Origin of the sequence: Streptomyces sp. NPDC002790 (genome assembly GCF_040295505.1) — a bacterium.
Lineage (GTDB): Bacteria > Actinomycetota > Actinomycetes > Streptomycetales > Streptomycetaceae > Streptomyces.
This window is the reverse complement of the sequence record NZ_JBEOVM010000158.1, coordinates 1-11,126: the sequence shown is the minus strand read 5'-3', so window position 1 is coordinate 11,126 and position 11,126 is coordinate 1. Positions and strand designations below refer to the sequence as shown.

8 protein-coding genes are annotated in these 11,126 nt (G+C 69.5%); 3 read left to right on the top strand and 5 right to left on the bottom strand.

Going from position 1 to position 11,126, the window contains the following annotated elements; translation table 11 throughout:
- Positions 1-263: 263 nt before the first annotated feature.
- Positions 264-1,838, bottom strand: a complete 1,575-nt coding sequence (locus tag ABT004_RS34195) for a sodium:solute symporter family protein (protein ID WP_351344957.1) — start codon at positions 1,836-1,838, stop codon at positions 264-266.
- A gap of 211 nt (positions 1,839-2,049) precedes the next feature.
- Positions 2,050-2,844: an SDR family oxidoreductase gene (locus ABT004_RS34190; RefSeq protein WP_351344954.1), complete on the bottom strand. Its 795-nt coding sequence runs from the start codon at positions 2,842-2,844 to the stop codon at positions 2,050-2,052.
- A gap of 83 nt (positions 2,845-2,927) precedes the next feature.
- On the opposite strand from ABT004_RS34190, the gene ABT004_RS34185 reads away from it, so the two are divergent.
- Positions 2,928-3,764 carry a hypothetical protein gene (locus ABT004_RS34185; RefSeq protein WP_351344951.1) on the top strand — a complete coding sequence of 279 codons (837 nt, stop codon included), beginning with the start codon at positions 2,928-2,930 and terminating at the stop codon, positions 3,762-3,764.
- 167 nt (positions 3,765-3,931) lie between these two features.
- On the opposite strand, the gene ABT004_RS34180 is transcribed toward ABT004_RS34185, so the two are convergent.
- The 3 genes from ABT004_RS34180 to ABT004_RS34170 all read right to left on the bottom strand — a co-directional run bounded on the left by ABT004_RS34180 (position 3,932) and on the right by ABT004_RS34170 (position 6,307).
- Entirely contained in the window at positions 3,932-4,132 is a 201-nt protein-coding gene (locus ABT004_RS34180) for a DUF397 domain-containing protein (protein ID WP_351344948.1), read from the bottom strand.
- Positions 4,133-4,412: 280 nt separating this feature from the next.
- Positions 4,413-5,270, bottom strand: a complete 858-nt coding sequence (locus tag ABT004_RS34175; RefSeq protein WP_351344945.1) for a helix-turn-helix domain-containing protein — start codon at positions 5,268-5,270, stop codon at positions 4,413-4,415.
- 299 nt (positions 5,271-5,569) lie between these two features.
- A complete protein-coding gene (locus ABT004_RS34170; protein WP_351344942.1) occupies positions 5,570-6,307 on the bottom strand; it encodes a GOLPH3/VPS74 family protein in 738 nt (245 codons plus the stop codon).
- Between the two features lie 213 nt (positions 6,308-6,520).
- On the opposite strand from ABT004_RS34170, the gene ABT004_RS34165 reads away from it, so the two are divergent.
- The gene (locus tag ABT004_RS34165; protein WP_351344939.1) at positions 6,521-9,301 is read left to right on the top strand and encodes a D-alanyl-D-alanine carboxypeptidase; all 2,781 of its coding nucleotides are present in this window, start codon (positions 6,521-6,523) and stop codon (positions 9,299-9,301) included.
- Between the two features lie 164 nt (positions 9,302-9,465).
- Positions 9,466-11,126 (top strand): DUF8823 domain-containing protein (locus ABT004_RS34160; RefSeq protein WP_351344937.1); only part of this gene is annotated, 1,661 nt, incomplete at its 3' end.

Below are 11,126 nucleotides of genomic sequence, written 5' to 3'. Positions count from 1 at the left end.
TCAATCGCCGGCGGGGCTGAAAAGATCGGGGCTCTGCCCCGGACCCCGCGCCTCAATCGCCGGCGGGGCTGAAAAGATCGGGGCTCCGCCTCGGACCCTGCGCTTCAGTCGTCGGTGGGGCTGGAAGGTCGGGGCTCTGCCTCGGGTTCTGCGTCTCAGTCGTCGGTGGGGCTGGAGAGGCCGCAGGGGCTTGGTCTATCAAGCCCCTGCGGCGATTGAGCAGCGGGGTACGGGGCAGAGCCCCGGTCTTTTCGGGTGGGCGGCTAGCTTTGCGTGCGGGACGCGATCGCGTCGTCACCCGCACCGGACGGAACCGGCACCGTGGCGGCAGCCGAATCGTCGTCGTCGGAGTTGATCGTCGCGATGATCGCGTCGCGCTCCGGGGTGTCCTCGGGCTTGATGTAGCCGATGAGGATGTAGAGGACGAGAGAGACGGCGAGCGGGATCGACACCTGGTACTGGAGTGGCACGCCGCCCTCGACGTTCCAGCTGATCGGATAGTTCACCAGCCAGAACGCGAGCAGGCCCATACCCCAACTGGTGAGCGCGGCCGTCGGCCCCGACCTGCGGAACTGGCGCAGCAGCCCCAGCATCATCGGGATCGCGATCGGCCCCATCAGACCGGCCACCCACTTGATGACGACCGTGATGATGTCCTTGAACGTCGGCGAGTTGACCTGCGTGGCGACCGCCATGGACAGCGCCAGGAAGATCACCGTCGTCAGCCGCGCCGCGATCAGCCCGGTGCGCGAGTCCCACTGCCGCGCCCGCCGCGAGAGCGCCGGCGCCACATCCCGCGTGAAGACCGCCGCGATCGCGTTGGCGTCGGAGGAGCACATGGCCATTGTGTGCGAGAAGAAGCCGACGATGACCAGGCCCAACAGGCCGTGCGGCAACAGCTGTTCGGTCATCAGGCCGTACGAGTCGGAGCCGTCCGGCTTCTGCGCCTGCACGAGCAGCGGCGACATCCACATCGGGAAGAAGAGGACGACCGGCCAGATTAGCCAGAGCGCGGCGGACAGGTAGGCGGACCGCTTGGCCTCGCGCCCGCTGCTCGTCGCCATGTAGCGCTGGGCCTGGTTGAGCATGCCGCCGTTGTACTCGAAGAGCTTGATGAAGAGGAAGGCGAGCAGGAAGACCGCTCCGTACTCGCCGACCAGCGGCTTTCCGTGGCCCTGGAGTTCGGGTCGGCTCCAGGCGTCGAAGAAGCCGATGTTCTTGTCACCGAGCTCGACCACGACCGCGACGAACATCGAGACCCCGGCCAGCAACTGGATGATGAACTGGCCGAGTTCGGTGAGCGCGTCCGCCCACAGGCCGCCGATCGTGCAGTAGACCGCGGTGATGACACCCGTGATGAGGATGCCCTGATTCAGGGACACACCCGTGAACACGGACAGCAGGGTCGCGATGGCCGCCCACTTCGCGGCCACGTCGACGATCTTCAGCAGCATCCCGGACCAGGCGAGGGCCTGCTGCGTCTTGAGGTTGTAGCGGTTCTTGAGGTATTCGAGCGGCGAGGCGACGTGCAGGCGCGAGCGCAGCCGGTTGATGCGCGGCGCGAACAACCGGGCGCCGATGGCGATCCCGAGCGCGATCGGGAAGGACCAGGTGACGAAGGACGTCACGCCGTAGGTGTACGCGATACCGGCGTACCCGGTGAACATCACCGCGCTGTAGCCGGACATGTGGTGCGAGATGCCGGACAACCACCACGGCATCTTGCCGCCCGCGGTGAAGAAGTCGGAGACGTTGTCGACGCGCTTGTGGGACCAGACGCCGATCGCGACCATCACGCCGAAGTAGGCGATGAGCACGACCCAGTCGAGACTGTTCATGTGCCCCCTCCAGGGGTTCCGCTGCACAACGGTTGCCCCCGGTAAGGGTGTTGGGGACGTGGGGGATTGAACCTCCGTGCTTGGGGCCGGTCAAGGGTTCTGTAGTCATGGATATGAACCCCGGACAGAATTCAGAACGTGGCACAACTCGGGGAGGGTCCGGTAAACCCTGGCTGACCTGCGGTATCGGCAGGTGCCCCGAGGGGAGCGGCTACCGCATGAGTTCTCCCGCGTTCACCAGGAGCTGCTGGCCGGTGATCGCGCGCGCCCGGTCGGAGGCGAGGAACACCGCCGCGTCCGCCACGTCGCCGTCCGTCGCGAGGTCCGGCAGCGCCATCCGCTCGGTGAGCCGCCCGAGCACCTCCTCCTCGGGTACGCCCTCGGTCTGCGCGGTGATCTGTACGTAGGCCTGTACGGGCGGCCCCCACATCCAGCCGGGCAGCACGGTGTTCACCCGCACCCGGTCCGGCCCGACCTCCCGCGCCAGCGAGTACATGGCGCTCGTCAGGGCGCCCTTCGACGCCGCGTACGCCGCCTGCCGGACCTGGGAGGGTGCCGCGATCGCCGACTGCGTACCGATGAGGACGACCGAGCCGCCGCGCTCCTTGAGGGCGGGCAGGCAGGCGCGGGTCATGCGCAGCGTGCCGAGCAGGTTCACGTCGATGACCTTGCTCCAGGTCTCGAAGTCGGCGTCCTGAAGGCCGCCGAAGTAGCTGTCCCAGGCCGCGACATGGACGACCGCGTCCAGGCCCCCGAACCGCTCGCGCGCGAGATCCGCCAGGGCCTCGCACTGCGCCTCGTCACCGATGTCCGTGGAGCGGAACGCGGTCCGCTTGCCCCCCGGGTCCAACTCCCGTGCAAAAGCGGCGAGATGGGACTCGGTGCGCGCCCCGAGCACCGCGTTCCCGCCGTCGCGCAGCACGGCCTCCACCACCTGGCGGCCGAGCCCCGCGCCCACCCCGGAGACGATCACGGTCTTCCCCGCAAGCAGTTCCGCATTCACCATCGGTTCGCCTCCCGGCTCTGGCGTTATGTCTGACGGGGCGTCAGAGTATGGGCGTCGAACGGCAGATGGAAGGTGTGAGCCGCATGGAGGACACGCACAGCGAGACGTACGCGGAACTGGCGGCCGTCGGGCCGTACGGGGTGCGCCCGGGGCACGCCCTGATCACGATGGTCGAACCGCATCCGGGCCGTGAGTACGCGTACAACCGCTGGTACGAGGACGACCACTACTACGCCGGCGCCATGGCCATGCCGTGGATGTACGCCGGGCGCCGCTGGGTCGCCACCCGCGACCTCCAGCTCCTGCGCTACCCCGAGAAGTCGGCGGTCGCCGAGCCGGTCACGGCGGGCTGCTACATCTCCACGTACTGGATCACCGAGGGCCGCTACGCCGACCACATGAAGTGGACCGTCGGCATCAACAAGCGGCTCAACCGGGACGACCGCGTCCACCAGGACCGCACGCACGTCTTCACGTCGTTCCAGGACCACGAGGCGACGGTGTACCGGGACGGGGACGAGGGGCCGCGCGACTTCCACGCGCTCGACCACCCGTACCGGGGCCTGGTCGTCGAGGTGATCGACTCCGAAGGCCCGGAGCAGCGCGACCGGTTGCTGGAGTGGCTGCGCACCGAGCACCTGCCGGAGCGGCTCGCCGGCTCGCCCGCCGCGATGGTCACGGCCTTCCGCCCGACACCGCTGCCGGGCGACAAGATGACGTACGTGAAGCAGGTCGAGGGCGTCGACACACGGCTCACCCTGCTCTGGTTCCTTCAGGCCGACCCGCGCGACTGCTGGCAGGACCACTTCGGGGGCCTGGGGGAGGCGGTCGCGGCGTCGGGCCTCGGCCGGGTGGAACTGGTGGCCCCGTTCATCCCGACGGTGCCGGGTACGGACCAGTACGTCGATCAGCTGCGCTGACCCGGACAGCGCCGAGCCCCCTCGGCCAGGACGGCGGACCAGTCGAGAGGGCTCTATCAGTGGTGCTGTTGTGCATGGTGCTGTTGTGCGTATTGCTGTTGTGCATCGTGCTTTCGTGCGTGGTGCTGTGTTGCGTGTTCGGTTGTCTCACGGAGTTGGCTGGGGGGTCAGCTGTCGACCCGGCTCATCTCCGTGACGAAGGCGCTCCATGAAGCCGGCGCGAACGCCAGGTTCGGACCCTGCGGGTCCTTGGAGTCGCGGACGTCCACGGCGTGGGTCGCGGGAGACTTGATCTCCACGCACGCGCCGTTCCCCGCCGAGTAGGAGGACTTGATCCACGTGGGCTGTGCGCCCTTGGTGATTGCCATGATCTGCTCCGGTCTGGCCAGTGATCCCTTGCTGGGCCGCGGACTTGCCGCGGCTTTGCGCCAACACCTTGTCTGTTGTTGGCGTGATCGACGCTACTCGCCGACCGGGGGCGGCGGTGGGGCCATTCACTCGACCGGATGGCATATTCCAGGCGGGTCTTCCATCAGCCCGTGGGAAAGGTGTACCGTGCGGCGCTTTCCCACGGGCGGGGCCCGGACCTGGGGCCTGAACTCTGCGGTCCGTTACGCGAGTTGGTCCTTCGGCTACGCGCGTCGGACCTCAGCGCGTGTGCCGCTTCGCGGCTTCCAGGATGAACTGCCGGGACTGTTCCACGTTCAGCGCCTGGGCGCGCAGGTGCTCGTACATGACGCTGTACTTCTGCACGTCCTGCGTCTTCTCCAGGTAGAGGTCGCTGGTGACGCCCTCGATGTAGACGACGCTGGAGTCCGCCGCGTCGGGGAACTCGAGAATCGCGTACTGCCCCGTGATCCCCGGGTGCGCGCCCATGTCGAAGGGCAGCACCTGCACGGTGACGTGGGGGAGCCCGGACACCTCCGCGAGGTGCTCCAGCTGCTCGCGCATCACCGCGGTCCCTCCGACGGTGCGGCGCAGCGCCGCCTCGTCCAGGACCACCCACAGGCGCAGCGAGTTGGCCTCGTCGTTGATCCGCTCCTGGCGGCGGATGCGGACCTGCACGCGCTTCTCGACGTCGGTCTGCGAGGCCTCGGGCATCGCGCCCTGGATCAGCGCCTCCGCGTAACCGCGGGTCTGGAGCAGGCCGGGAATGCACTGCGACTCGTACACGCGCAGGGACGCCGCGTCGGTCTCAAGTCCGATGTAGACGCTGTACGGAATGTCTCCGAAGGAGTGCCACCAGCCTTGCTGGCGCGAATCCTTGGCCATTTGCATCAGCGAGTCGATGACCCGGTGGTCCTCGACCTCGTACACCCCGCAGAGGTCGCGTACGTCGCGCTGGCTGATGCTGCGCCGCCCGTTCTCCAAGCGGCTGATCTTCGACTGCGAGACCAGCAGGCGCTCGGCTACCTCTTCGGCGGTCATGCCCTTGAGTTCGCGGAGCCGGCGCAGCTCCTGGCCCAACCGGCGTCGCCTGACGGTGGGATTGACGTTGGACGCCACGGACGTGCACCTCCGGCTACGTGCATTTCTTTGATCTGCATACGTTGCGTGTCTACTGCTGAGCAGATTGCCACCCCGAGGCGGCCCTGCGCTGGGAAATGGCGGATGTGCGCGGGACGCACATGCGGCTCGCACGTGCCTCCTGTGCAGCGCAAACGCGACCGCGCGGGGTGACGTGCCGGGGCGTCGTCCTCACGCCCGGCGCATCACCCCGCGCGGTACAGCGGCTCCCGGACCGGTTCTTGGGGACTACGGTGCGGCGCTGTGGTGCTACGGGTGGTGCTGGTGGTGCGGTTCGCCTAATGGGCCACGGCGCGAGCCATGGAACCGCGGCGTGGCTGCATCGGAACGCCGCGTGCGGGCTCCGGTGCGGCCCGACCCGCCGAGGGGGCCGGTGAGCGGCGTGGCTGTACCGCCACACCGTTCTGGACGTCCATCACGGCGTGCGCCACGAGGCCGCCCATCGGGTCGTGCCTGATCAGGTCCCGCAGCCGGGAGCGTGAGGACCTGCCCTCGTTGCCCGGATACAGGTGCTTGCCGAGACCGACCGCATGGGCCAGCGAGGCGAGCGCCGCGGTCCGTGGGTCCGGTGGGACCCCGGTGCGGATCGCGCTGTCCAGCCGGGCCCTGATCTCCCGGCTGACCGCCGACTCCGTCGCCTGGTAGCGAGTCGTCGGCAGCACCCCGCACATCTGTCCGGCCACGGCATGAACCATGCCGCACCGCTCCAGGTGCGAGAGGTAGGTCTGTCGCAGGCCAAGGCGTGGCCCGCCTATCCAGTGGACGGCCCGTACGGGAGCGCCACGCCTTCGCAGCAACTCCAACGCGCAGTCCAGAGTCGGATCTCCGGTCGGCCGTGGTGCCACCACGGCGATACGATCCCCGTCTGGGGCTATCCGTCCGGCCAGCGCCAGCTCTACTAGCTGTGCACCGGCCAGACCTAGGTCGAGCGACTGCGGCTGCGCTGTGGTACCCGTGGCCGGGTCCAGAGCGAGCAGCAGAAGCTCCTCCGGAAGTGTTCTGCGGCTCCTGCCCATCCATGCCTCCCCGCGTGGATGAATGACAGGGTGACCCCTCTCACATTGGTCTGTCGAGAGTGCGTGGGGGGTTTGGACGGGAACCTCTAGGTATGTCGTTCTCGTCTACCACGTGGGTTAAGCCCCCACACAGGACACTGGTACATGGTTCGGACAGGGCTGGTCTGTCCGGAGACAAGTGGTTGAGTGGTTCATTCGGTCGAGGAGGCATCGGTGGCGGGGACCCCCGACAGGGCGGGAGAGCACAAGGCGTCGGGAGGTCCGGCTCCGGAGGATCCGCGTCTCGCGGTGTCGCGGGAGCGGTCCGGCGTGGACCGGGAGACGGGGTCCTCGACCCCGGATCCGGACGCCGGCGACGAGCGCCTGCGGGCGGCCGTGGCGGCCTGGGTGTCGGGCGACGACGGCCCGGCGGAAACGTCTGCGGTTGCAAATCCGCCGGGCGCTTCCGCGGGTGGGGCGGGGTCGGACGGCGCGTCCGACACGGCCGACACCACGTCGCCCCCCGAACCGGACAGTGACGACGAGTCCGACGCCGAGCCGGTCGCCGAGGGCGACGGGGAGCCGACTGCTGACGCCGAAACCGGCCCCCAGGACGACGCGCGGCCGACCTCTGAGGCGGACGCCAAGTCCGGTGCCCAGGGCGACGGGAAGCCGGCCGCTACGGGCGGCAACAAGTCCGCCGAAACGGCGGCCGCCGAGGCCGAGGCCGACTCGGACGCCAAGGGTGACGGCACGGCGGACGCCGAGCCGGACGCTGAAGCCGACGCCAAGCCGGACGGCCAGACCGACGCCAAGCCGGACGCGAAGCCGGCCGCTGAGGCTGACGCCAAGAGTGGCGCGGTAGTTGGCGCCGAGCCGGACGCCGAGGCCGGTGCCGAGTCGGACGCTGAGGCCGACGCCAAGTCGGACGCCGAGGCTGACGCCAAGAGTGGCGTTGTAGTCGGCGCCAGGCCGGACGGTAGGACCGGCGCCAAGCCGGACGCCGAGGCCGGTGCCGAGTCGGACGCTGAGGCCGACGCCAAGTCGGACGGCCAGACCGACGCCAAGCCGGACGGCCACACCGACGCCAAGCCGGACGCGAAGCCGGCCGCTGAGGCTGACGCCAAGAGTGGCGCGGTAGTTGGCGCCAGGCCGGACGGCAGGAACGGCGCCGAGCCGGACGCCGAGGCCGGTGCCGAGTCGGACGCTGAGGCCGACGCCAAGCCGAACGCTGAAGCCGACGCCAAGCCGGATGCCAAGAGTGGCGCCAAGCCGGACGGCAAGAGTGGCGCCGAGGGCGACGCCAAGCCGCACGCCGAGGGCGACGTCAAGCCGGACGCCAAGAGCGGTGCCAAGGCCGATGCCAAGCCGGACGCCAAGAGTGGCGCCGCGGCCGATGTCGCGGCCGACGCCAAGTCGGACGGCACGTCGGACGCCGACGCCGACGCCAAGGCCGACGCCAAGTCGGACGCCAAGAGTGGCCCCGGTGTCCGGCGTGAGGGAGGTGGGCCTGTTGATCAGGAGACCGCTGTCTTCAAGGCCGTGTCGCAGCCCGTGGATCAGCCGACCACCACGCTCAAGGCCGCCGGGACCGCCAAGAGCAGCAAGTTCGTGCCGCTCAAGGGGCTTGAGGAAGGGAAGGTCACGGGCAAGGAGCTGCCGCCCGAGGCCGAGCAGCCCACCGTCGAGCCGGCCGAGCGGACGACCCAGCAGCCGTTGCCGCCGAAGCCCCCGCTGGACCTGCTCGCCGAGCTGACCAACACCCCGCCGCCCGCCGAGACCCGGGTCCGTACCGCGGTGCGCCGGGTCAAGGTGTGGACGCCGCTCGTGATCCTGTTGATCATCGTGTTCGGGGTCATCCAGGCCGTCCGCCCGCTGCCGACACCGTCCCTCTCGCTCACCACCGACGCCACGTACAGCTTCGACGGCGACAAGGCGTCCCTGCCGTGGCCCGGCGAGGGCCAGGGCTGGATGGACGTCCAGGGCATCGGGACGATGGACAACTTCGGCAAGCAGACGCCCGTGCCGATCGGCTCCGTCGCCAAGTCCATGACCGCGTACATCGTGCTGAAGGACCACCCGCTGAAGGCGGGTGCCGACGGCCCCGGCATCACCGTCGACGCCACCGCCGAGAAGGAAGGCGGCTACGACGCGGACGGGCAGAACGAGTCGACGCTCAACACCGTCAAGGAGGGCGACAAGATCTCCCAGAAGGACGCGCTCGCGGCGGTCATGATCCCGTCCGCGAACAACATTGCGCGCCTGCTGGCCCGTTGGGACGCCGGCTCCGAGGAGGCGTTCGTCAAGAAGATGAACGCCACCGCGAAGAAGCTCGGGATGAAGAACACCACGTACACCGATCCGTCCGGGCTGAAGGAGACGACCGTCTCCACCGCCGAGGACCAGGTGAAGCTGGGGAATGAGCTGGTACAGATTCCGGCCCTCACCGACATCACCAAGCTGCCCACCTGGACCGACCCGTCCGGCAAGAAGTGGACCAACTACAACCGCCTCGTGCCCTACGACGGCGCCATCGGCATCAAGACCGGCACGACCACCAAGGCCGGCGGCAACCTGCTCTTCGCCGCCACCAAGGACGCGGGCGGCTCGACCGTCACGGTCGTCGGCGCGGTCCTCGGCCAGCACAAGGCGCCGATCATCGACACGGTCAACGCGGTCAGCAAGACCGCGATGCTCGCCGCGCAGGACGCCGTCACCTCGTCGACGGTCCTGAAGAAGGGTGACGTCGTCGGCTACGTCGACGATCAGCTCGGCGGCCGCACCCCGGTCACGGTCACGAAGGACGTCAAGGCCGTCGGCTGGGCCGGCAAGACCGTCCACCTGCAACTCGCGGACCAGGACGGCAAGTCCGTGCCGCACACGGGCAAGGCGGGGGAGACGGTCGGCGTGCTCGAGGTCGGCGACGGCGAGGGCGGCGCCGTGGAGGTGCCGGTGGCCCTCCAGAAGGGCCTCACCGAACCCGGATTCGGCGCGAAGCTGACCCGCGTCGGCTGACCGGCCCCGGGACCGCTCCCGGGTTCCGCTCGTGGGAGGCCGATGCCCGTCGGTCTCCCACGGCGCCCGTCCGCGCACGCCGTGCTAGCGTCGCGAGACCGGGCAGGCGGGGGACGCCCACCCGTTCATTCACAACGGCACACGGGTAAACGGGAGTGTAGGGAGTGGCCACAGCGAGGCCGACGCGCGCCGACGACGCGAAGCCCGGGTCGGGCGGGGGTCGCCCCCGGATACGGTTCCCCGAGCAGTCCGCAGGAGTTTCTAGCACCGACACCCCACCCACCGGTACGCGCCTGAACCGTTTCGTCCGGCACCCCGTCACCCTCGCCACGGTCGCCGCCGCGCTCGTCCACCTCATCTGGTTCTTCACCTTCGCGAACAGCGGTGGAGACCTCGCGGCGCAGGACGCCTGGGCCGAGTTCGTCGGCCGGCACCCCGATTCCGCGTACAACCTCGCCTGGTACGGCGGCATGCACCCGGTCTCGTACAGCGTGGTCTCGCCGTATCTGATGTCGGTGTTCGGCGTGCGCACGACGATGATGGGCGCGGGCACGCTCTCGGCGGCGCTGCTGACCATGATCCTGATCCGGACGCGGGTGGTCGCGAAGCCCCTGTGGCCGGCCCTCGCGGGCGTCTTCGCGCTGCTCTGCAACGCCGCGTCGGGACGCGTCACGTTCGGCCTCGGCATGATGTTCGGGCTCGCGGCGACGGCCGCGGTGTTCTGCTGGCCGTACCGCTGGCGCTACAAGCGCTGGGCGAAGGCGGCCGTGGCGGCGCCGTTGGCCGGGATCGCGACGGCGTGCTCACCGGTGGCGGGCCTGTTCGTGGGGCTCGTCGCCGTGGCCCTGTTCCTTCAGAAGCGGCGGCCCGGGGCGTACGCGCTGGGGCTCGCGCCCGCCGCCGTCGTCGGTCTTTCGGCGTGGCTGTTCCCGTTCTCCGGTACGCAGCCGATGTCGTTCTGGTCGGCGCTGCTGCCGATGGTGTATGGCGTCGTCGTGTGCGTCCTCGTACCCAAGGGGTGGGTGACGGTGCGGATCACGTCCGCCGTCTACGCCCTGGCCGTACTCCTGGTGTGGCTGATCAGTTCGCAGATCGGTTCCAACATCACCCGGCTCCCGATGCTGTTCGCGGGCGTCGCGCTGCTCGCGGCGCTGCCGTTCACGGTGAAGCGCTCGCGCAAGTGGTACGTCCTCGTGGTCGCGTTCGTCGCCTTCAACGCGTGGATCGGCTTCAAGTCGGTCGACGATGTCGTGCGGACGACACCGGCCGCCTCCTGGGCCCGCGAACTGGCGCCGCTCGTCAACGAGTTGCAGGAGGTCAAGGCCGAGCACGGCCGCGTCGAAGTGGTGCCCGCGCGTTCGCACCGCGAGGCCTCCGCGCTCGCCCCGTACGTGAACCTGGCGCGCGGCTGGAACCGGCAGGCCGACATGGAACGCAACCCGCTCTTCTACGACGACACCCTCAACTCGGCGAACTACCGCGAGTGGCTGCGGCGTTGGGCCGTGCACTACGTGGTGCTGCCCAAGGGGGAGCCGGACGGCAAGGGCGCGGAGCGCGAGCGGCAGCTGGTGCGGCGCGGCCTGCCGTATCTCAAGCAGGTGTGGGGCGACGCCAACTGGCAGCTGTTCGCCGTCACGGACCCGACGCCGCTCGCCGAGCCGCACGCGGTCGTGGACGCGGCCGAACAGGGCGAGCTGACGATCGAGGTGACCCGGCCGGGGCGGGTGCTGATCCGCGTCCCGTACTCGCCGTGGCTGTCGGTCGTCGACGCCGAGGGCAAGAGCCTGGGTGCGCCCAAGGAGACCGAGGCGTCGAAGCGGGCGCG

Bases quoted from the DNA above. Each gene is read 5' to 3' on its own strand.
- ABT004_RS34195 (WP_351344957.1), bottom strand. From the start codon at position 1,838: ATGAACAGTCTCGACTGGGTCGTGCTCATCGCCTACTTCGGCGTGATG.
- ABT004_RS34180 (WP_351344948.1), bottom strand. From the start codon at position 4,132: ATGGCAATCACCAAGGGCGCACAGCCCACGTGGATCAAGTCCTCCTAC.
- ABT004_RS34185 (WP_351344951.1), top strand. From the start codon at position 2,928: ATGGAGGACACGCACAGCGAGACGTACGCGGAACTGGCGGCCGTCGGG.
- ABT004_RS34190 (WP_351344954.1), bottom strand. From the start codon at position 2,844: ATGGTGAATGCGGAACTGCTTGCGGGGAAGACCGTGATCGTCTCCGGG.
- ABT004_RS34170 (WP_351344942.1), bottom strand. From the start codon at position 6,307: ATGGGCAGGAGCCGCAGAACACTTCCGGAGGAGCTTCTGCTGCTCGCT.